The 20,188-nt window shown below is 54.8% G+C and carries 18 protein-coding genes; 13 read left to right on the top strand and 5 right to left on the bottom strand.

From position 1 onward, the window contains the following. Positions 1-151 precede the first annotated feature (151 nt). The 3 genes from STSP2_RS01070 (at position 152) to dnaK (ending at position 4,099) form a co-directional block, all read left to right on the top strand. Positions 152-661 (top strand): UvrB/UvrC motif-containing protein, encoded by a 510-nt coding sequence (locus STSP2_RS01070; protein WP_146659024.1) that lies wholly within the window; start codon positions 152-154, stop codon positions 659-661. Beyond that, the gene (locus tag STSP2_RS01065) at positions 658-1,713 is read left to right on the top strand and encodes a protein arginine kinase (RefSeq protein WP_146659021.1); all 1,056 of its coding nucleotides are present in this window, start codon (positions 658-660) and stop codon (positions 1,711-1,713) included. The genes STSP2_RS01070 and STSP2_RS01065 overlap by 4 nt, the downstream gene beginning before the upstream one ends. 433 nt (positions 1,714-2,146) lie before the next feature. Next, on the top strand, positions 2,147-4,099 hold the full coding sequence (dnaK, locus tag STSP2_RS01060) for a molecular chaperone DnaK (RefSeq protein WP_146659019.1): 1,953 nt from the start codon (positions 2,147-2,149) through the stop codon (positions 4,097-4,099). A gap of 378 nt (positions 4,100-4,477) precedes the next feature. On the opposite strand, the gene STSP2_RS01055 is transcribed toward dnaK, so the two are convergent. From STSP2_RS01055 to STSP2_RS17230, 3 genes are all read right to left on the bottom strand, one after another. Continuing rightward, a complete protein-coding gene (locus STSP2_RS01055; protein WP_146659017.1) occupies positions 4,478-4,786 on the bottom strand; it encodes a GIY-YIG nuclease family protein in 309 nt (102 codons plus the stop codon). Positions 4,787-5,219: 433 nt separating this feature from the next. Beyond that, on the bottom strand, positions 5,220-5,480 hold the full coding sequence (locus STSP2_RS01050) for a hypothetical protein (RefSeq protein WP_146659015.1): 261 nt from the start codon (positions 5,478-5,480) through the stop codon (positions 5,220-5,222). A 559-nt stretch (positions 5,481-6,039) separates the two neighbouring features. Then, a complete protein-coding gene (locus STSP2_RS17230) occupies positions 6,040-6,210 on the bottom strand; it encodes a hypothetical protein (RefSeq protein ID WP_169852888.1) in 171 nt (56 codons plus the stop codon). Between the two features lie 138 nt (positions 6,211-6,348). On the opposite strand from STSP2_RS17230, the gene STSP2_RS01045 reads away from it, so the two are divergent. Then, positions 6,349-6,762, top strand: coding sequence for an ASCH domain-containing protein (locus STSP2_RS01045; protein ID WP_146659013.1), 414 nt, complete (start codon positions 6,349-6,351; stop codon positions 6,760-6,762). A gap of 67 nt (positions 6,763-6,829) precedes the next feature. On the opposite strand, the gene STSP2_RS01040 is transcribed toward STSP2_RS01045, so the two are convergent. Then, the gene (locus tag STSP2_RS01040) at positions 6,830-8,077 is read right to left on the bottom strand and encodes an FtsW/RodA/SpoVE family cell cycle protein (protein ID WP_146659011.1); all 1,248 of its coding nucleotides are present in this window, start codon (positions 8,075-8,077) and stop codon (positions 6,830-6,832) included. A 1,414-nt stretch (positions 8,078-9,491) separates the two neighbouring features. Here STSP2_RS01040 and STSP2_RS01030 point away from each other — a divergent pair. The 4 genes from STSP2_RS01030 to STSP2_RS01015 all read left to right on the top strand — a co-directional run bounded on the left by STSP2_RS01030 (position 9,492) and on the right by STSP2_RS01015 (position 13,259). Continuing rightward, on the top strand, positions 9,492-10,361 hold the full coding sequence (locus STSP2_RS01030; protein ID WP_146659007.1) for a hypothetical protein: 870 nt from the start codon (positions 9,492-9,494) through the stop codon (positions 10,359-10,361). Between the two features lie 85 nt (positions 10,362-10,446). Continuing rightward, complete coding sequence (locus STSP2_RS01025; RefSeq protein ID WP_169852887.1) at positions 10,447-10,932, top strand: PEP-CTERM sorting domain-containing protein; 486 nt, start codon at positions 10,447-10,449, stop codon at positions 10,930-10,932. 274 nt (positions 10,933-11,206) lie between these two features. After that, positions 11,207-12,466 carry a hypothetical protein gene (locus tag STSP2_RS01020; RefSeq protein WP_146659004.1) on the top strand — a complete coding sequence of 420 codons (1,260 nt, stop codon included), beginning with the start codon at positions 11,207-11,209 and terminating at the stop codon, positions 12,464-12,466. A gap of 232 nt (positions 12,467-12,698) precedes the next feature. Next, positions 12,699-13,259: a hypothetical protein gene (locus tag STSP2_RS01015; RefSeq protein ID WP_169852886.1), complete on the top strand. Its 561-nt coding sequence runs from the start codon at positions 12,699-12,701 to the stop codon at positions 13,257-13,259. On the opposite strand, the gene STSP2_RS17890 is transcribed toward STSP2_RS01015, so the two are convergent. Then, positions 13,253-13,783 (bottom strand): type IV pilin protein, encoded by a 531-nt coding sequence (locus STSP2_RS17890; RefSeq protein WP_146658999.1) that lies wholly within the window; start codon positions 13,781-13,783, stop codon positions 13,253-13,255. The two genes, STSP2_RS01015 and STSP2_RS17890, sit on opposite strands and share 7 nt — an antisense overlap. A gap of 191 nt (positions 13,784-13,974) precedes the next feature. Between STSP2_RS17890 and STSP2_RS01005 the strand changes: the two genes are divergently transcribed. From STSP2_RS01005 to STSP2_RS00985, 5 genes are all read left to right on the top strand, one after another. Continuing rightward, entirely contained in the window at positions 13,975-14,169 is a 195-nt protein-coding gene (locus STSP2_RS01005; protein WP_146658997.1) for a hypothetical protein, read from the top strand. Between the two features lie 330 nt (positions 14,170-14,499). Further along, complete coding sequence (locus tag STSP2_RS01000) at positions 14,500-14,700, top strand: hypothetical protein (protein WP_146658996.1); 201 nt, start codon at positions 14,500-14,502, stop codon at positions 14,698-14,700. A gap of 34 nt (positions 14,701-14,734) precedes the next feature. Beyond that, positions 14,735-16,009: a phosphoribosylamine--glycine ligase gene (gene purD, locus STSP2_RS00995; protein WP_146663960.1), complete on the top strand. Its 1,275-nt coding sequence runs from the start codon at positions 14,735-14,737 to the stop codon at positions 16,007-16,009. 359 nt (positions 16,010-16,368) lie between these two features. Further along, positions 16,369-19,674 (top strand): AsmA-like C-terminal region-containing protein, encoded by a 3,306-nt coding sequence (locus STSP2_RS00990; RefSeq protein WP_146658993.1) that lies wholly within the window; start codon positions 16,369-16,371, stop codon positions 19,672-19,674. A 44-nt stretch (positions 19,675-19,718) separates the two neighbouring features. Beyond that, positions 19,719-20,072, top strand: a complete 354-nt coding sequence (locus STSP2_RS00985; protein ID WP_146658992.1) for an integrase core domain-containing protein — start codon at positions 19,719-19,721, stop codon at positions 20,070-20,072. Positions 20,073-20,188 lie beyond the last annotated feature (116 nt).

The following is a 20,188-nucleotide window of genomic DNA, read 5'->3' as shown; positions in this document are numbered from 1 at the left end:
ATAAAAGGAGGCCTGAATACATGATCTCTGCTGAAAACGAGCCGTTTTTCCACAACTCCGGCATATTTGTGCAAACCCCTTTCATCTTTTGCCGATACAATTTACAGTGACAAAACGACACTGATCTAACGATTTTAAATGGGGCAACTCAATGCAATGTCAACTCTGTAAACAGAATATGGCCACAATACACCTGACCGAAATAAGCAACGGCCAGCGAAGCGAAACCCACCTCTGCGAGGACTGTGCCCAGCAGCAGGGCCTCTCCGTAAAGGCCCAGATCCCGCTCAACGAACTGCTCAGCACGCTTCTCGCATCCCAGCCCGAAGCAAAAGAAGAGCTCACCGCCGCCGCAGAAGACGCCGACCTCGGCTCAGCAACCTGCCCGGCATGCGGCATGACACTCGACCGCTTCAAAAAAGAAAGCCTACTCGGCTGCCCCCACGATTACGAAGCATTCGAGGACCAGCTAAACCCGCTCATCGAAAAAACACAGAACGGCCGAACAACCCACTCCGGCAAGGTCCCCGAACACATACCCGAAGACAACAAAACACAGATCGAACTTATAAACCTCCGCCGCCGACTCGAAGAAGCCGTCAAACTCGAAGATTACGAAACCGCCGCCGAAATTAGGGACAAGATCAACCATCTGCAATGAATTTAGCCGACCTGAGTAAACACACAAGCACCTGGTTCAACACCCCAGGGCCTCAATCAGAGATCGTTATTTCCTCACGTGTCCGCCTTGCGCGCAACCTCGCGGGCTTCCAGTTCCTCCCGTGCCTCGACTCCGACCGCAAGTCCGAGATACTCAACAAGCTCACCGCCGAACTCAAGGGCATCGACCTCGACTGCCGAACCTCGTACATAGACATCGCATCCGCCACCGACCTCGAACGCGAACTCCTCGTCGAACGCCACCTCATCAGCCGACGCCACGCCAACGGCACCGGCCCCCGCGGCCTCGTCCTCAGCGAAGACGAATCCTTCGCCGCAATGATCAACGAAGAGGACCACCTCCGCATGCAGGTCTACAAGACCGGCCTCCAGCTCCAGCAGTGCTGGCAGCGCATCGACGGCATCGACGACCAGCTCGAAAAACACCTCGACTATGCCTTCAGCCCCAAATACGGCTACCTCACCGCATGCCCAACCAACCTCGGCACCGGCATCCGCGTCTCCGTCATGCTCCACCTGCCCGCACTCAAAATGACCCGCCAGCTCGACAAATTCTTCAACGCCGCCCGCGACCTCGACCTAGCCGTCCGCGGCCTCTTCGGCGAAGGCACCGAAGCCACCGGCGACTTCTTCCAGCTCTCCAACCAGGTCACCCTCGGCCTCTCCGAACAGGAGATCGTCGACCAGTTCGCCACAGCCATCGTCCCCCAGATCGTCGCCTACGAATCCGCAGCCCGCGAAGAACTCCTCCGCTCCCGACCCGCCGTCCTCGACGACAAGGTCCAGCGAGCCCTCGGCGTCCTCCGAAGCGCACGCCTGATCAGCTCCCAGGAGGCCCTATTCCTCCTCAGCCACCTCCGCCTCGGCGTAAACCTCGGCAAACTCCCAAACCTCTCCATCACCGACGTAAACGAGCTCTTCATGCTCACCCAGCCGGCCCACCTCCAACTGAACGCTCGCAAAACACTCACCCCCGACGACCGCGACGTAATGCGCGCAAACATCATCCGCGAAAAACTAACCACCGCCTGACCCCCGCCTCCATTTGTCACCCCAAACTTGATTTGGGGTCCAGAGAACGTGACGAGTACACATGCACTATCGCGGCAGCATCACGCCAACGCGTCCCTCAGAGCAATCATGGCGCAAAAGTGCGGGCGGCGACCCAGCTTGCCACCCGCCTTATAGGTAGATCCAGCATAAAACAGCCATCGCGCAGCGACTCCTTTTATATTTCCCACTCACACCGCCCATACGACAGAACGACACCGCGCCTCTGCCAATATGACACAATGACAGCCCCCGCTCCCCAAAAGCGTCAACCACCTAAGTCCCGCCCATAGCACTACTTAGCCGTATCTACCTCTTCTGGCACGCCCTTTGCACAAAATATCTGCAGAAAACGAAAGCAAACAGAAATCTCGAAACAACTCAGAAATCAAAGCAGATTCAGGGAGTAATTTATATGGGTAAGATTATTGGAATTGACTTAGGTACTACTAACTCCGTTGTAGCCGTTATGGAAGGCTCCAACCCGAAGGTGCTCGTAAACGCATCCGGCTCACGCCTCACCCCCTCCGTCGTCGGATTCACCGACAAGGGCGAACGTCTCGTCGGCCAGACCGCACGACACCAGCAGGTGACAAACCCCCAGAACACCATCTTCTCGATCAAGAGATTCATGGGTCGCCGCCACAGCGAAGTTTCCTCAGAAGAAAAGCTCGTCCCCTACGAAGTAACAGGCGACCAGGGCGAACTCGTAAAAGTAAAGGCTCGCGGCAAGGAATACACACCGCCCGAGATCTCGGCCATGGTCCTCCAGGACCTCAAAAAGACCGCCGAAGACTACCTCGGCGAAACCGTCGACCAGGCCGTCATCACCGTCCCCGCATACTTCAACGACGCTCAGCGCCAGGCAACCAAGGACGCCGGTAAGATCGCCGGCCTCAAGGTCGAGCGTATCATCAACGAACCAACAGCAGCCGCACTCGCATACGGCGTTGAAAAGAAAAAGGACGAAAAAGTCGCAGTCTTCGACTTCGGCGGCGGCACGTTTGACGTCTCAATCCTCGACATCGGCGGCTTCGAGGACCAGTCCTCCGTCATCGAAGTACTCGCAACCAACGGCGACGGTCACCTCGGCGGCGATGACCTCGACGAAATAATGATGAACCACCTCGCCGACGAGTTCAAAAAGACCGAAGGCATCGACCTCCGCAACGACCCAATGGCACATCAGCGCCTCAAGGAAGCCGCGGAAAAGGCAAAGTGCGAACTCTCCACACAGATGGAGACAAACGTCAACCTGCCCTTCATCACCGCCGACCAGTCAGGCCCCAAACACCTGCAGATGACCATCACACGCTCAAAGTTCGAGGCCCTCGCAGAAGACACCTTCGAACGTCTCAAGCAGCCTTGCCACAAGGCGCTGCAAGACGCGGGCATGTCCGGCTCTGACATCGCCGAAGTTCTCCTCGTCGGCGGCTCGACACGTATCCCGAAGGTCCAGGAGATCGTAAAGGATATCTTCGGCAAGGATCCGTCCAAGAACGTAAACCCCGACGAAGTCGTAGCGCTCGGTGCTGCCATCCAGGGTGCGGTACTCGCAGGCGATGCAGGCGTAAAGGACATCCTCCTGCTCGACGTGACTCCGCTCTCTCTCGGCGTTGAAACGCTCGGCGGCGTCATGACAAAACTGATCGAACGCAACACGACCATCCCGACAAGCAAAAAGGAAGTCTTCTCGACCGCAGCCGACAACCAGACCAGCGTCGACATCCACGTCCTCCAGGGCGAACGCGAATTCGCACGCGACAACCGAACGCTCGGTCGCTTCCAACTGACCGACATCCCGCCCGCACCGCGAGGCCTGCCGCAGATCGAAGTCTCATTCAACATCGACGCCAACGGCATCCTCAACGTATCGGCCAAGGATCTCGGCACAGGCAAGGAACAGTCCATCAAGATCGAATCCAGCTCGGGCCTCAACGAAGATGACATCGAAAAGATGACAAAAGACGCCGAGGCCCACGCAGAAGAAGACAAACGCCGACGCGAGGTCATCGAGCTCAAGAACCAGGCCGACCAGCTCGTCTACACCACCGAAAAGACGCTCAAGGAACACGGCGAAAAGGTCTCTGCCGATGTCCGCTCGAAGATCGAAGAAGCTGTCAACAACCTCAAGGAAGCACAGAAGGGCGACGACGGCGACGCGATCAAAAAGGCCATCGACAACCTGCAGCAAACCTCGCAGGAGCTCGGCAAGGTCCTCTACGAAGAGTCTGCAAAACAGCAGCAGGCCGCTCAGGGCCAGCCAGGCCCAGCAGGCGAACAGCCACAGCCCGAACCAGGCGAAACCAAACGCAAGGGCGGCGACGACGTAATCGACGCCGAGTTCGAGGCAAACGACGAACAGTAGCTCACCATAATAAAGAGCTGCACGTCGATTACAAATAGAAGAAGGGCCGAGGGACTCCACTCCCCGGCCCTTCATTTTTATCACCACATATTACCACTCCACCCCCAAGCAAGCCGCCTCCATATAGCAACCCCCGCCATCCGCCTCAGGCGGCTCCAGAGAACACCACGAGCACACATGCACGCCCAAAACAACCACAACCCAACATCTAAAACAAAACGCCCATGGCGCCATAACAAAACAAGCAACAACCCCATACTGTCATCCGCCTCAGGCGGACCCAGAGAACATGGCGGGTGCGCATGCACCTACAATATAATCGCAACCCAACATCTAAAGCACAACGTTCATGGCCCTAAAAAGACACCCCTAACGAAACTAAAACCGCTCCGCCAGATCTTCCCACCCCGCATTATCTTTCTCGATAAGCTCCAGCTTCCACCGCCTCCGCCACTTCTTCAACTGCTTCTCCCGCCGGATCGCACAGTCCACATGATCGAACCGTTCGAAATAAACCAGTCGACCAACACCCCACGCCCGTGTAAACCCCTCCGCAAGCCCGTTCTTATGTTCCCACATCCGCCGCCGCAGATTATTCGTCACCCCCACATAAAGCGTCCCGTTCCGCTTACTCGCCAGTATGTAAACGAAATATGACTTCACCCCGCCTCCTATAAACAGCAGCATCTGCCAAGCTCATTAAAGCTCCAACGCCGAACATTATACCGAATCAACCCCATGCTGTCACCCCGGCCCACGTATTTCAACCTTAACATGGGTAACACTTCAAACCGGGCACATGGGTAACAAAAACCCGCACCACCAAAGCCTGTCATCCGCCTAAGCCAGCCCCAGAGAACCAAACGCCAGCCGCAAACGCCTCCCGCCGTCATCCGCCTTTGGCGGACCCAGAGAACATAACGAGCACACATGCACGCACAAAACAACCACAACCCAACACCAAAGCACCACGTCCATAGCGCCAACAAACATCACGCTTAACTAACATCTGTCACCCCGGACTTGATCCGGGGCCCAGAGAACACAACGGGCGCGCATGCACGACCACAATAACCGCAACTCTACATTATCGATACATCGTCCATAGCACAAAAATCCATCACTCAAACATCATATGGCTCCGTATAAGCGTACTCTCCGGCTCACCCTCCCGCTCCTTGTTCTCCAGCCCGTAAGCTTTCTTCACCGCACGCCCGACCGTCTGATTAACCCGATCCAGCCCCTCTTCCTGAACAGCCCGCAAATAGGCCCCCATCAGCTCCCGGTCATTCTGAATAGTAAGAAATACCTCATCAGTGATCCGCTCATTCATCTTTCTGATAGCATCATCCGCAACTTCAACCGAACTCTTAAATTCCATTTCGTCCTCACTAAAAAAAATACCAATTAAATAAATAAAAAGGGTCAGACACCTTTAATATGTTCATAAGTGCTTTATTAACAAGGACTTATCTGTCTCGCACACCTTAACCCACGTCAGCGGCCCCATGGTTGAAACCCACCTGCACACCCCAAACTGTCAAGCCCAAACATAAGATCATCACAAAACTTCAGCCAACCAAAATCAACATCCCAACAACCCCGACCATTTCCGCACCCACCAGCCGCATAATATTAATGAAAAAAGTTCGCCGAGAATGGACTCAGCGGAAAGTTCGTCGGAGGCGGTGCTGTTAAATTCTGCGGCGGCCCAACTTTCACATCACAATACTTGCTCCTCCCAACGTCCAACTCCTGCACCATTAACCAGTACTTCAATACCCATTATGTCATCCGACTTTGGCGGACCCCAGCATAAATTAGAGTCGCGCAGCGTCCTCCTTCTTCTATCATTTTTCACTTTCTTAGTGCTCTTCGTGCCTTCGTGGCGACCCCTTCCCCAACCCGTTTCTCCCACTTGACAGGTAGGAAACAGCCTGTCAACTTTTACCCATTTTCACCCCATCTTTGCTTACTTTTACCCCGTTTCTTCTAAGTTTTACCCTACTTTTGCCCAACTTTTCACCCCCGAAAAACGCCCAAAAACAGCCGATTTCAGCCAATGTCTTATTTACCAGGTGTCCATCTGGTAACTTTACCAATGCTTTCACTGGGGCGATTCCCAGATTCGACTGAGTATTGCACCCTAACCCGTCCGCCCCTCCAATCCCGCATATGGGGCCGAATATCCAGGATTTTAGCCCCAAATAGACATTGCACATGCACATTTCCCCCGCTATAATGCCCCCATGAAAACCGCCCATTTAGTAATCCTCAAACGCCCATACCTCGCAGCCATCCTCGCAGGCAGCAAAACCGTCGAATTCCGCCTCACAAAGGACCGCCGAGCACCTTTTGGCTGCGTTAAGTCCGGCCATACACTGTACTTAAAGCAATCCTCCGGCCCCGTCCTCGCCACCGCCACCGTCGCCCGCGTCCATACCGAAGAAAATCTCACCCCCGCCCGCATCCGCGAACTTAAGTCCTGCTATAACAACGAGATACAGGGCCCAGACACCTACTGGGCCGCCCGCGAAAACGCAAATTACGCCACCCTCATCTGGCTCAAAGACATAAAAAAGATCCCGCCCCGTACAATCCAAAAAACCGACCAGCGCCCATGGGTCGTCCTCACAGAAAAAGAAAACTTCGGCCTCCTATAATCCTCACCCCAAGATGTCATTTAGATTGAACGTAAGTGCAGTTATAAAATGATGTTACATCGTACGATCAAACATTCTCAAACGCTCGGCCCGCAACACTGAACGGCCGTTCGCGCCCGATATTGTTCAGCAGTCCCACCGCCATCATGCTCACCACCAGGCTCGATCCACCGTAGCTCACGAACGGCAAAGTCAAACCAGTTATCGGCATTAAACCCAGTGTCATACTGATGTTAACGATTACCTCAACAGTAAACATCGCCATGATCCCCACCGTCACAAGCCGCGCGAACGCGTCCGTATTCGCCCACGCGATCTCGTTCGCACACCCTATCAGCACCGCATACAGCCCCAGAACCACCGCGCATCCGATCAACCCCCACTGGTGTGCAATGATCGCGAATATGAAGTCGTTGTGTCTCTCAGGCAGGGTGTTATACTTGATATAAGGCCCCTTGCGCCAGCCGTAACCCTTTATGCCGCCTGAAGCTATGGCAAGTTTGCTGTGCTTTAGCTGCCAGCCGTTGCCCCGCTCCCACGCCTTCGGATTGAACCTGTCATTACCAGTCAGCACCTCCGCAACCCGCCCATTTTTCTGCGCCAGGTCCTTCATATAATCGCTCTGCAGCAGCACGCAGCTAATCCGCTGGCGCTGGTAGTGGTTCATGTGACCCCACAGAAACGGAAAGCTTATAACTCCAAGCGCCACAATGGTTAACAGATGTTTCGGTTTCGCGCCCGCTACGTACAGCATGGAAAAAAGTATGGGCATCATCAGCAGAACCGTGCCCAGATCAGGCTCGAAGAGTATCAGCACCATCGCCAGCAGTGTCAGCGCGAACGGTCCTATCAGGCCGTGGAACTGGCGGTAGTTCTTACGGAACCGCAAATACCACGCTAAAGCCAGTATATATATGATCTTACAGAATTCCGACGGCTGTACCTGCACGAACCGCGACCCTATTCCCAGGCGTATCCATCGGCAGGTACCGTTGATCACCGGCACGAACGGAATGTCCATCCGTTTACCAAGCAGCAGCACCGCAAGGACCGCTAAAATGCCGCCGTAGAGCCAGTAGCTCAGCGGCCCTAACTTGCGGTAGTCAAAGAGGTTAACGAAAATGAACGCCATCATTCCCCCGGCCGCGTACACGGCCTGCTTCTTCCACGCGCCGGCGTATTTGCTCGCCTCGTCCACCTCAGCGGGGTGGCCGCTGGCGTAGATCGTGGCTATGCCGATCGCTACCAGCGAAAGCATCGCCGCCAGCATGATCAGCCGTACTATTACCAGACGTCCGTGCAGAAAACTTTTCATGGGGATACATATTACAAATTCAGGGCGCAATTTCTAAACAAAAACCCGTCATCTAAACTGGCCTGCAGGTAAGTGTCTATGCAGCAATGACTTAGGGAATCGGAAGTAGAGCGTAAAAACACCGTTTTGACCCAGCAAATCACCCTGCGAAACTCTCATAACGGTTTTTTCGGGGTATATGAGCGGCTGCAGCGGTCGTTGGTCGGGGTCATTTTTATTCTGTCCTTATAATATAGATCGGCAGAAAATGTGCGTTTGCGGGCAGAAAAATGGAATTTCGCGTATTCGGGCGGTTTTTGTTCGCCGGTGTGGTTCTTGAGTGGCGGAAATAGGCCGGGTTGGTTGATCTGCATGCGTGTGCAGCGGGATGCAAGCCTTTATAGTAAGTTATATGGCGGAATTTCGCGGTTCAAGCATTTATATAAGGTTTGTGGCGGGCGTTGCGTGGTCACTCGCAGCTTAGGCGCTGCTCGTTTTTGTGTTGGCTAGGGGCGTTTTTGCGGTTTAAATGCGTCATAGTTCACGGATGCGGTTGGTTTGGGTGGTCAACAGGAAGGAGTCGCTTCGCGACGGCTTTTTTATGCTGGATCCCGGATCGGGGTCCGGGATGACAACATTTGGCGTTGCTTGCGTTGCTGAGCTCGTTGGCGAGATGCTGTTTTGTACGTGCATGCGTGCTCGTGGTGTTCTCTGGGTCCGCCTCAGGCGGATGACAGGCGGCTGGTTTTTGTGTTTTGGATGTGCTGTTGGAGGCCGTCGGCTTTGAGTTCGCCACGTCGCTTCGCTCCTCGCGATGACAAGAAGTTAGCGGGGTGGGACGGAGGCCGGCTGGGGAATTATGTGGAAAATGTGGAGGCCGGCTGGGGCGGATGGCAATAGGGTGCGGTTGGCGTTTCGCGGTTGCTTGCGAATCAGGCTTTGCTTGTGTGTTTGGTGGGGTTGGGCCCATAAAATTGTCGGTTTCAGGGTTCTTGGCAGGTGAGATATAGGGGTTTGGGGCCGGATTTTGGGGGGATTTGCCTTGTTTGGGGGTGGTGGTTTGCGATTTCGAAGGAAAAAAATTCTGCAGGGTATAGAAATTTTTGCAGAAACCGGGTAAAATTACCGTCTGTAACGCCCGATAAATAATCGCTCTTAAGGCTTATAAAAGGGGTTTTTCCGGGTGCAGGGCCCATAACAGTACTGATAGTGCGATTGGCGGTGAAAATCTGCTAAAATTCACATTATCCTGTTAAGGCCGAAAACTTTTTGACTTGCATTTAGGTTGCCAAATTAGTATTATTCAATCATGAAAGCAATACTCCGGAAGCTGGATAACAGTAACCGGGGCTTTCAACACTAATAGAGAGGCTCGAAGGGTGCGTTGCTCTTGGAGTTGTAGAGAAAGAGAGAAAAAGAGAAAGGAAGGTGTTTCATGAAAAAGTTAGCTATGTGTTTGGTCGTTTTGGCTATGGCAGTGCCGACGTTCGCAGCGGACGTAGATTTTGCTTTTACCGATAATGGTGACGGCACAGGTACCCTGTCGTGGACAATCAATGCGCCTGATACCGAAATCGTCGGTATGGGCCTGAATGTTGACGCTACAACTGGCACAGTCGATGCAGTTGCAGTTGATTCGTTCTTCGATGTATTCATCGATGCAGCATATTCTGATCCTACGCTGTATGACGGTGCAACCGCTCCTGGTCAGCTTGGTACACCAGTAGCTCTGCAGGGTTCTGCAGGCACAACAACTCTGCCTAACGCAAGCTTTGCTATCAGCGTTGGTCACCTCGAAGGCACAACTGACGGTGCCGGTATTGTTCTGACAAGTGGAGCTGGTGCTGAAGGTCAGCTTGACGTAAACGCAACTCGCGGTGGTGTTGTAGATCAGAACGGCGACGCTCTGACAACTAACCTGCCAATTGCGTTCTCAATTGCCCAACCAGGTGGATTCCCTGTAGATCACCCAGATTATGACGAGTGGGTTGCAGTTGGTTCTCCCGAGAGCTGGGTAACCGATTATCAGTGTGAAGGTGATGCTGACGGTGCTCGCGAAGGTAGCCCCTTCACTGGTTACTATCAGGTTGGTGTTGAAGACCTGAATATCCTGATTGCTGGTTGGAAAGACACTGATTATGTTGATCCTGCAACTGATCCTTGGATTGCAGCTGACTTCGATCACGCTGAAGAAGGTAGCCCCTTCACTGGTTACTACAGGGTTGGTGTAGAGGACCTCAATATCCTTATCAGCAACTGGAAGGACGATACAAACCTGACAGGTACATGTCTTGATGTACAGTAGTTGAAATTGTAAGTTGTTTGTAAGTCATACTCTGTGTTAGGATATGGCGAAGAACAGAAACTCTAAAATGCATGAAGGAGATTTAATGATGAAGAAGTTAATGGTTTTGGCTTTGGTTCTTGGTATTGGCTCTATGGCAGCAGCTGGTCTCAGCGTTGTTGCTCCGGAAGAAATTCAGGTTGGCGACACAGTTACGGTTCAGATCGTATCTGATGATGGCCTGCAGTATGATGGTTATATCTCAGTTGACTTGGGTGGTGCAGCAGTTTGGTCTGGTGACGACACGATGACAGACATTACTGTTCCTGCTTCTACTACTACCTTCTACGGTACGTATGGCGATGGCAGCTTCTGGGCATTCACAAACTCTGATACTAGTGTAACAGATGCTCTGACACCTGGCACTGGTTTTGAGTTTGGTCTGACAGGTGCAGCTGAAGGCACTGCTACTCTGACTCTGTACAACTCTGGTTTTAGCCCCATCAGCACATCTACAGTAAATGTAGTACCTGAGCCAATGACGTTGGGTCTTCTCGGTATCGGTGGTCTTTTCCTCCGTCGCCGTAAGTAAGAACCCGGCTTAGTTAGAAGTTTTCCCCAGAGGCAAGCCTTTCGAGGCTTGCCTCTTCTTATGTCTCTACAATCCAGATGAGGGTGATGAGCCCTTCGGCTTTTCGAATTTTGAACCTCGGGCCCTGTTCGGTTCGGGGTTTTTTGCTGCGCGACTTTCGATTAACAGCCAGCTTGGAGACGTGATGGAAGAAAAAGTCATTTTTGTCTTGTATACGTGCAAGTATTTATGTATTATAGTAGCTGTAAATGATGCTTAAATTCAGGAGGCAGGTATGAAGAGACTGTTTGCTCTTATCATAGTATTGGCTGCAGCGGGTGTTAGCTTCGGGGTGGATGTGGATTTTAAGCTAACCGACAATGGTGACGGGACGGGGACCCTGTCATGGACGATCAATAAGCCTGATACGGAGATCGTTGGGATGGCCTTGAACGTCGATTGTATAGAGGGGCAGATTGGCAGTGTTCAGATCGATTCATATTTTGATGTGTTCCCTGATGCGGCGCATTCTGATCCGACTTTATATGATGGGGCTCTGAGTCCAAATCAGTTGGGTAGCCCAATTGCTCCTCAAGCGTTTCCGGGCACTACAACGTTGCCCAATTCGAGTTTTTGTATTAGTGTGGCTCATCTGGAAGGTGAGACGGATGGGACAGGAATCATTTTGGGCAGTGGAACATCGGTGTCTGGTGAGATCGACATAAACGCAATTCGGGGTGGAATTGTCGACCAAAACGGGGATGCTATGACTACAAATCTGCCTTTTCAGTTTGGGACGGGATGTGGTTGTTTTCCCTGCGGGCACCCTGATTATGGGGAATGGGTTAGTGTGGGCATGCCGGAGAGCTGGTGTAATGAGTATCAGTGTGAAGGTGATTCAGATGGACTAACAGAGGGCAGTCCATTTACGGGTTACTATAGAGTAGGTGTCAACGATCTGAACTTGCTAGTTTGGGGGTGGAAAGATACAAATTATGTAGATCCTGCTACTGATCCCTGGATTGCTGCAGATTTTGACCACGCCGAAGAAGGCAGCCCATTTACGGGGTTTTATCGAGTGGGTGTCAATGATCTGAATATATTGATCGCAAACTGGAAAGACGATACGAATGTAACTGGGGAGTGTCTGGATGACAGACTTATCATTCTGTCACTTCAATCATCTGCGGAAGAGATTGAATGCTTCCCTGCTGAACATCCGGATTATAATACATGGATGGAAGTCGGCAGACCCGAGAGCTGGTGTAATGAGTATCAGTGTGAGGGTGATGCGGATGGCGGAGTCGAGGGTTGTCCGTTCGGTGGATTTTATCATGTAGGAGTCAATGACTTGAACCTTTTGATCAACGGATGGAAACAAACTCACTATTCTGATCCTGCGACGCATCCGTGGATAGCGGCGGACTTTGATCACAAGGTAGAGGGCAGTCCGTTTACTGGCTATTACCGAGTAGGAGTTAATGACTTGAACATACTTACCGCCAACTGGAAGGATGACTACGATCTTGAAGGTGATTGTCTTGAAATCAACTAGATCATCTAAAAGAGGATGACCTGAAGCTAAATGCAAAGAGAGCCTTTTCATATCTATCGTTTCTTGCGTGTATGTACTATCGTGTTTGGCTAGAATCATGGGAGGCACAAAGTATGGAATGTTCGCATGAAAGTTGTTACCAGGGATTGAAATCTTGCGTCTCAAAAGGGCTTGCAGTAAAATGTTGATTCTAAAAAGTTTTCGTTTTAACTGTTGCATTGGAGAGATTGACTTGCTTAGATTGTCAATAATTGTCCTGTTTTGCACTGTCATTAGTGGTTGTGCATCCCATTCAATGAATGTGATTCTTCCTGAAGGTGCTGTATTTCCAGAACAGATGGTTGGGACTTGGTCGAACATCGATACAGGTTGGGAGATTACCTTCGAAAATGATGGAGAGATCCCGTCAGCGGTGCTTGCACTGGGACGCTTCGAAATTGAGCCTGGGCAGACTAAGACATATGAAATGAAAAAAGGTAAGTCAAGCAGACTGGAGGCCGGGGAGTGGACTGTTCAGTATGATTCTGATAGTGAGGAAGTTACTGTAGAAATAGTCATTGAAGACCTGCATGTTGAGATCGGGGGCGGTTACCTCGAAGGACATTTGACGGAAATACTAGCTGGGGTCGTAAGTGAGGATGGTCAAAGATGGAACGTGGACTGGATTACTATGCCGCAATACGTGGCTTACACCACGGGTAATGAGGAGGGTATGCCACTTCAGGAACCTGGCGAAACACAGGTTAAGCAACTGGTTTTTAAGAAAGCGGCGGATGATGGGGAAGATCAATAATCATAGAAACTCTTGCCCTGTGAATCCGTTCCTGCTGTGTTGAGACGGATTTCTTTAATGAGTGGTTTATATATCCAGCCGGTATCTTCAGGCGGGGGCGAGGGGAAAGAATCTGTGTCTGTGAGGACAGTTACGCTTGAAAGTCCATTGAATGGATTGGTTGGTATTTCCGGCAAATAAGGGCCGTAAGGGTAACCAGCGGTGCCTGGATTTGACAGGGCCCCATCCTCAGTCGATGCTTTGATCATCTGAAAGCCGAAGGCGAGTTCATTGGGTGTATTTGAGGGGTCACTGTTTGCGTAGCCTGGGGGTACGTCTTTGTGCTGTATTGCGTATCGGTTAATTGCTTCGCGGAGGACCCTGAGGTTGTCTTTTGCGGCGGCTTCTTTTGCCTGTGCGACGTGGTCCTTGAATGTTGGGAAGGCGATGGCTGAGACGATTCCGAGGATGGAGACGACGATCATCAGCTCTATGAGGGTGAAGCCTTTATCGGTTTTATTCGCATTTGTTTTTGTATGTTTCATTTTCGGCCCCGCCGATTATGTAGCATTTGTGCCGGTTAACGGTTATTTTCCAGTCTTTTTGCGGTCAATTCTGGTGTTATGGTCCGGTTGCGCGGTTATATCGGCTGGATCTGGGGGCGGGTTTAGGTGATTTTTTGGGCAGGTGGGTCGCTGCTCGTAGTTTTGTGGGTTGCATGCGTTGGTGAGCGTGTATGCGTGATCGTGGTGTTCTCTGGGTCCGCCTCAGGCGGATGACATACTTTATGTTAGGCTGGCGGTTGACATGTGATGCGGCTGGTGTTACGGGGGGACTGGCAAGGGAGTCGCTTCGCGACGGCTTTTTCATGCTGGATCCCGGATCGGGGTCCGGGATGACAGGGAGAGGTGTTTGCGATTGGCGAGGCTGATGACAGCGAAGCGTTGCTTTTGGGGGGTAAAGATTGCTTGAGAATTGGGGGTGGTTGTGGTATTGTTTTGGTTTGTGTCGGCTGGCGGTTTTGCAGGTGTTTTTGCCGGCAAGAACGGGCCGCCTTTGTTGAACGCTTGAGATCGCCACGTCGCTTTGCTCCTCGCGATGACAAAATATTAGCGTGGTGGAGGTGATGCGGCAGGCGTTGCGTGTGTGCTCGCAAGGAGTCGCTGCGCGACGGCTTGTTTATGCTGGGTCCGCCTGCGGCGGATGACAATCTTGGTCGACGTTGGCGTTTTTGGTTGGCTGCATGCGTTTGTGAGCGTGCATGCGTGATCGTCGGGTGGTTCGGCGGGCGGATGATGTGAGAAATATGGAGGCCGCATTTGGCGGCGTTTGTTATATGCTGGGTCCGCCTGCGGCGGATGACAATCTTGGTCGACGCTGGCGTTGGGATCGCCGCGTCGCTTTGCTCCTCGCGATGACAAATGTTAGTGATGCGGTCGATAGTGCGGTTGGTTGTTATTGAGTATTGGAATATTGACAGGTTTTAAGGAAATATGATGAACGTTTTGGTTATTGGCAGTGGTGGTCGTGAGCATGCGATCGCGTGGAAGTTGAAGCAGAGCAAGAAGCTTGGCAGGCTGTTTATTTCGCCTGGGAACCCGGGGACGGCTGGGGTCGGTATCAACGTGGATCTGGATGTGAACGATCATGATGCGGTTGTCGGCTGGGCGAAGAAGAATTCGGTCGGGCTGGTGGTGGTCGGGCCGGAGGATCCGCTGGCGGACGGGCTGGTTGATGCGTGCGAGGCGGGGGGAATCAAGGCGTTCGGGCCGAGCAAGGCGGCTGCGAAGCTGGAGGCGGACAAGGTGTTCGCGAAGGAGATCATGCGGGCGAACTCGATACCGACGGCTGAGAGCAGGACGTTCACGAATTTTGCGGATGCGAAGTCGTACATCGCCAGCCGGGACGAGGCTGTGGTTATCAAGGCGGCTGGGCTGGCGAAGGGCAAGGGCGTGATCGTTTGCGACGAGCCTTCGGACGGGATACTGGCGGCGGAGAAGATCATGGTCGAGAAGGCGTTCGGGGAGGCGGGCGAGAAGATAATCGTGGAAGAGAAGCTGCTGGGCGAGGAGGCGTCGATACTGGCGTTCGTGGACGGGCGGAACATTTTCGTGATGGAGAGCTCGCAGGATCATAAGGCTGTGGGCGAGGGTGATACGGGTGAGAATACCGGCGGGATGGGTGCGTACAGTCCGGCGCCGATCGTGACGGATAAGGTGATGGATCAGATCGTGCGCGAGGTTTTGGTGCCGACGGTTGCGGGGATGGCGCGTAACGGGACGCCTTACAAGGGTGTGCTGTACGCGGGTATCATGCTGACCAAGGGCGGGCCGAGGGTGCTGGAGTTCAATGTGCGGTTCGGCGATCCGGAGACGCAGCCGATCATGATGCGGATGAAGGGTGATCTGCTGGAGGTGATGCTGGCGGTTTGTGACGGTCGGCTGGACGAGGTGGATATGGGCTGGGACGAGCGGCCTGCGATATGTGTGGTGATGGCGTCGGGCGGGTATCCGGGGCCTTACGTGAAGGGCAAGGAGATCGGCGGGCTGGACGATGCAGGCGCGATGGAGGATGTCGTCGTGTTCCATGCGGGGACGGCGACTGCGGAGGGCGGAAGCAAGATCGTGACGAACGGCGGACGTGTGCTTGGTGTGACGGCGCTTGGGGATGATCTCAAGGCGGCGCAGGCGCGGGCGTATGCGGCTGTGGATAAGATTGCGTTTGAGGATGCGTACTGTCGGCGGGATATTGGCTGGAAGGCGCTGCGGTAGTGCGGCTGGCGTTGCGTGGGCACTCGCATTTTGCGCCATGATTATTGTTTTGGACGCGTCTGGCGGATGATGTTTTGGGCGTGCATGTGTGCTCGTTATGTTCTCTGGGCCCCGGATCAAGTCCGGGGTGACAACCTTAGGCGCCGCTCGCGTTTTCGCCATGGTTGTTTTGGTGGGCACGTTGGCTGGATGCTGTTTTGGGCGTGCATGTGTGCTCGTTATGTTGTATGGGTCCGCCTGCGGCGGATGACGGGCGGGGTGATGGTGCGGCTGGCGTTGCGTTTGCGTGGGCATGGCCTATCCTACGGGTTGGCTGATGCGGTTGGATTGATGGCGAGATTTTGTTTGCTGGGGGAATTATGAAAATTTGGTTTCGCAGATTTTTGTTGCGGGGTTTTGCGGCTGCGGCGGTGCTGCTGGCGGCTGCGGGGGTGGTGTTGGATATGGCTGGCGAGCGGGTTTTGCGGCCTGTTGCGGAGGGTGTGCTGGAGCGGATGACAGGGACGGGGGTTGAGTTTGATCATATCGATTTTGATCTGAGCGGCAAGCTGGACATGAAGGGTCTGTGCTTCGGCGGGGGCAGGGAGCAGTTCGGCGGGGTTGCGCTGGCGGAGGCGGACGAGGTGGACGTGGTTTTTGCAGGCGGGCTGTGGGGGAGCTTTAAGGGGATTGTGGAGAGCGTGGAGATCGACGGGCTGGATGTGAACCTGGCGCGGGGTGAGGACGGGGTGTGGAACTTTGCGGGGCTGGATATGCGGTCGGGCGGTGGTGACGGGGGGCGTTCGCTGGAGAGTTTGTTGCTGAAGGATGTGCGGCTGAGGGCGGTTGAGGTTGGTGAAGACGGTTTGCGGGATATTGCGGCGGTGCGGGTTGGCAGGTCGGATCTGACGCTGGAGGATGACGGCGTGTATGCGTTCAGTGTGCTGGTGGGTGAGACGGGTAAGCGGGGTGCGATCGGCGGTCGGTGGGATACGGAGGAGCGGAAGGTGACGGTTGCTACGGAGCGTGTGGGCGGGCCTGACGTTATGTGGCTGGGCAACTGTGTGGATGTGGAGGGGCTGGACGCGGCGGTGCGGTATGGTGAGGGCGTGGTAAGTATTGACGGATTCGCGGCGGAGCTGTGCGGCGGTGCGGGCAAGGTGAGCGTGAGCGGGGATATTCGACAGGTCGAGAAGGGGACGGAGGTCGATCTTGCGGTGCGGGCGGAGGATCTGGTGCTGAGCGAGAGCAGGCGGGCGGGGGCGCTGGTTTACGGCGAGGGGCTGAGCGAGAAGATCGGCGGCGGGGTGGAAAAGGTTTTCGATAAGAAGTATCGGCCGGAGGGCGCGATCGATCTGACGATGAATATGCGGGGCGGGAGCTGGGAGCGGAAACGGCGGATCAGCGGGACGGTTGAGCTGAAGGGCATTTCGGCAACGTATTACAAATTCCCGTATCGGCTGGACGATGTGCAGGGGGAGATCGCGTTTGGCGACGGCGGGGCGGAGTATCCGCGGATCGAGGGGCGGCACGGTGATGTGGAGGTTGTGATAAGCGGGCAGTCGGAGCGGACGGAGGAGGGGATCCGGTTTGCTACGACGGTGCGGAGTCCGAACATGGAGCTTGGGGAGGACCTGTATTCGGCGCTTCGGCCGAGGGATAAGGCGAAGTGGTTCGAGTTCGCGCCGCGGGGACGGATCAGCCTGGTGCAGGAGATTTCGGGTGTGCGGCGTGAAGAGGATGATGAGCCGATCGAAAAGCATGAGCGGCTGGAGGTTGAGCTTCTGGGGGTGGATGTGGTTTACCAGGATTTTCCGTATCCGCTGGAGGGTTTGCGGGGGCGGATGGTCGTCGAGGACGGGGCGGTTCGGCTGGAGGATGTGGCGTGTGAGAGTGAAGTGCGGGAGGATGTGACGAAGCGGGTGCGGATCAATGGGCGGATCGGCAAGGACCGCGAGGGCGTGGTGAATATCGATGCGGACAATGTGCCGATGGATGAGAAGCTGTGGGGTGCGTTCGAGGCGGATCGGCGGGAGTTTTATAAGCAGTTTCGGCCGAGCGGTTTGCTGGATGCTGATATAAAGGTGCTGCCCGGTGAGGGGGAGGATGCGCGGTATGAGGCGGATCTGCATGTTGGAGACGGGGGGCTGATGTTCGAGCGTTACGGGCTGGAGCTTGCGGGTGTGGAGATAGGCGCGAAGACGGCGGGGGATGACGTGGTGATCGAGCGGCTTGCGGGCAGGGACGGCGATGCGGAGTTTGAGGTTGCCGGGCGGATCGACGGGTTCGGCGGGGATCAGGCGGAGTATGCGCTGCAGGTTTCGGTGAAGGGGGTCGATGTCGCGGGCGGGCTGGCGGAGCGTGTTTCGGATGAGGCGGCGGAGGTCGTGGAGATGCTGGGCGCGGCGGGGAAGGTCGATCTGCGGGCGGATGTCGATTCGGCGGGGGACGGTGAGTATTCGGTGCGGGTGAGTTGTGACGGCGTGTCGGTCGAGCCTGCGGGGACGGATTTTGCGGCGAGGGGGATCCGGGGTGATGTGGTGGTTGAGCCTGGGCGTATTGTGCTGGATGATGTGCGCGGGGAATACGGCAAGGCGGGGGAGATGTGGCTTGATGGCGAGATGGTTCGGGAGGACGGCAAGCTGAGCGGCGGGGAGCTTGCGGTCGCGATGGAAGGCGGTACGGCTGGTGAGCTGCCGTTGGGATTGCTGGGGGATGGTGCGGTTGAGATCGCGAGTGAGTTGAGCGGGGCTGTGGATGTTCATCTCGATCCGCTGCGGTTCGGTACGGGGGAGAAGGGCAAGCGGTGGTATGAGTTTGGCGGGCAGGCGGAGCTTGGGGGCGCGGAGTTTGTGCTGGGTGAGTCGGATGTTACGTTTGACGGATTGCTTTCGGGGGCGGGACGATATGAAACGGAGGCCGGGTTCGTTCGGTTCGACGGTGCGGTCGGCGGTGATCGGCTGGTTGTGAGCGGGCGAGCGTTTACGAATGTGCGCGGTGATTTTATGCTCGATGCGAAGGAGGGCGAGCTGGTGTGCGAGGACCTGCGGGCGGATGTTTACGGAGGGAAGGTCGAGGGGGCCGTTTCGCTTGGGTTCGGTGATGATCAGAAGGGGCCGGGCTATTCGATGCGGCTGGATTTTGCGGGGGTGAATGCGAGCGAGTTTGTGCAGCGGTCCGAGGATAAGGCGGCCGGCGGGAAGGGATTTCGTGGCGTGATGAGCGGGTCGGTTGGGGTGTCCGGGACGCTTGGCGAGGAGGCTGAGCGGATGGGACGGCTGAAGGTGGAGGTGCGGGATATGCGGCTTGCGAGGCGGTCGTTTTTCGGGAAGGTGCTGACGGCGATGCAGTTCAGTGAGCCGACGGATTATGTGTTCGACCGGGTGAGCGTCGATTCGTATTTGCGGGACGATGTGATGGTGTTCGAGGAGGTGCTTATGATCGGCGAGGCGAACGTGCTGCGGGGTCGGGGGAGCCTGGCGATGGATACGCAGCGGGTGGATCTGACGTTTACGGCGTTCGGGACGGACGTGAAGGAGGACCCGTCGATGATGGAGTCGCTGGCGAGGGGGCTGGGCGGTGCGATCGCGCGGGTAGATGTGCGGGGCAAGCTGGAGGATCCGGAGATCGAGACGGAGACGTTCCCGGTGCTGAAGGGGCCGTTCGATATTTTCGGCGGGCAGTGAGGAAGATTTGTGAGTGTTGGTTCGAAAGGTTACGGTGGTGGCAGGTGGTTTTTGTTGCTGGGCTGCGCAGCTACATGCGCTGGCTGGCCATGACACCTTTATTATTGCACGGCGTAGAACCTTTAAGACTGCCAGCACACAGTCCCGACCTGAACGCCTACGCGGAAAGGTTCGTCAGATCAGTAAAATCAGAATGCCTTGATCATCTGATTCTGTCGTCCGTCGAGCAGCTCGAGTACGTTCTTGATGAGTACATCAACTATTATCACCACGAACGCATTCACCAATCACTGGGCAGGATCATCGAACCAAAGCACCAGCTTGACGAGACAGCCGAAATTCAGTGCATCGAACGCCTCGGCGGACTTCTGAAATCATACCACCGCCTGGCGGCGTAGCAAGAAATCCCGTTGGAAAAACTTACCTGCTTTATGACATCCCCGCAAATCGTGCGCCCACATAACCGCATTGACCACTTCCAGCAGCACATAACAGACTAAGCCCCCTGTCAACA

Origin of the sequence: Anaerohalosphaera lusitana, from assembly GCF_002007645.1 — a bacterium.
Taxonomy (GTDB): domain Bacteria; phylum Planctomycetota; class Phycisphaerae; order Sedimentisphaerales; family Anaerohalosphaeraceae; genus Anaerohalosphaera; species Anaerohalosphaera lusitana.
Note: the sequence above shows the minus strand (reverse complement) of the source record. Positions and strands in the feature narration are given on the sequence as shown.

Bases quoted from the DNA above. Each gene is read 5' to 3' on its own strand.
- STSP2_RS01070 (WP_146659024.1), top strand. From the start codon at position 152: ATGCAATGTCAACTCTGTAAACAGAATATGGCCACAATACACCTGACC.
- STSP2_RS01065 (WP_146659021.1), top strand. From the start codon at position 658: ATGAATTTAGCCGACCTGAGTAAACACACAAGCACCTGGTTCAACACC.
- dnaK (WP_146659019.1), top strand. From the start codon at position 2,147: ATGGGTAAGATTATTGGAATTGACTTAGGTACTACTAACTCCGTTGTA.
- STSP2_RS01055 (WP_146659017.1), bottom strand. From the start codon at position 4,786: ATGCTGCTGTTTATAGGAGGCGGGGTGAAGTCATATTTCGTTTACATA.
- STSP2_RS01050 (WP_146659015.1), bottom strand. From the start codon at position 5,480: ATGGAATTTAAGAGTTCGGTTGAAGTTGCGGATGATGCTATCAGAAAG.
- STSP2_RS01045 (WP_146659013.1), top strand. From the start codon at position 6,349: ATGAAAACCGCCCATTTAGTAATCCTCAAACGCCCATACCTCGCAGCC.
- STSP2_RS01040 (WP_146659011.1), bottom strand. From the start codon at position 8,077: ATGAAAAGTTTTCTGCACGGACGTCTGGTAATAGTACGGCTGATCATG.
- STSP2_RS01030 (WP_146659007.1), top strand. From the start codon at position 9,492: ATGAAAAAGTTAGCTATGTGTTTGGTCGTTTTGGCTATGGCAGTGCCG.
- STSP2_RS01025 (WP_169852887.1), top strand. From the start codon at position 10,447: ATGATGAAGAAGTTAATGGTTTTGGCTTTGGTTCTTGGTATTGGCTCT.
- STSP2_RS01020 (WP_146659004.1), top strand. From the start codon at position 11,207: ATGAAGAGACTGTTTGCTCTTATCATAGTATTGGCTGCAGCGGGTGTT.
- STSP2_RS17890 (WP_146658999.1), bottom strand. From the start codon at position 13,783: ATGAAACATACAAAAACAAATGCGAATAAAACCGATAAAGGCTTCACC.
- STSP2_RS01005 (WP_146658997.1), top strand. From the start codon at position 13,975: ATGCGTGATCGTGGTGTTCTCTGGGTCCGCCTCAGGCGGATGACATAC.
- STSP2_RS01000 (WP_146658996.1), top strand. From the start codon at position 14,500: ATGCGTGATCGTCGGGTGGTTCGGCGGGCGGATGATGTGAGAAATATG.
- purD (WP_146663960.1), top strand. From the start codon at position 14,735: ATGAACGTTTTGGTTATTGGCAGTGGTGGTCGTGAGCATGCGATCGCG.
- STSP2_RS00990 (WP_146658993.1), top strand. From the start codon at position 16,369: ATGAAAATTTGGTTTCGCAGATTTTTGTTGCGGGGTTTTGCGGCTGCG.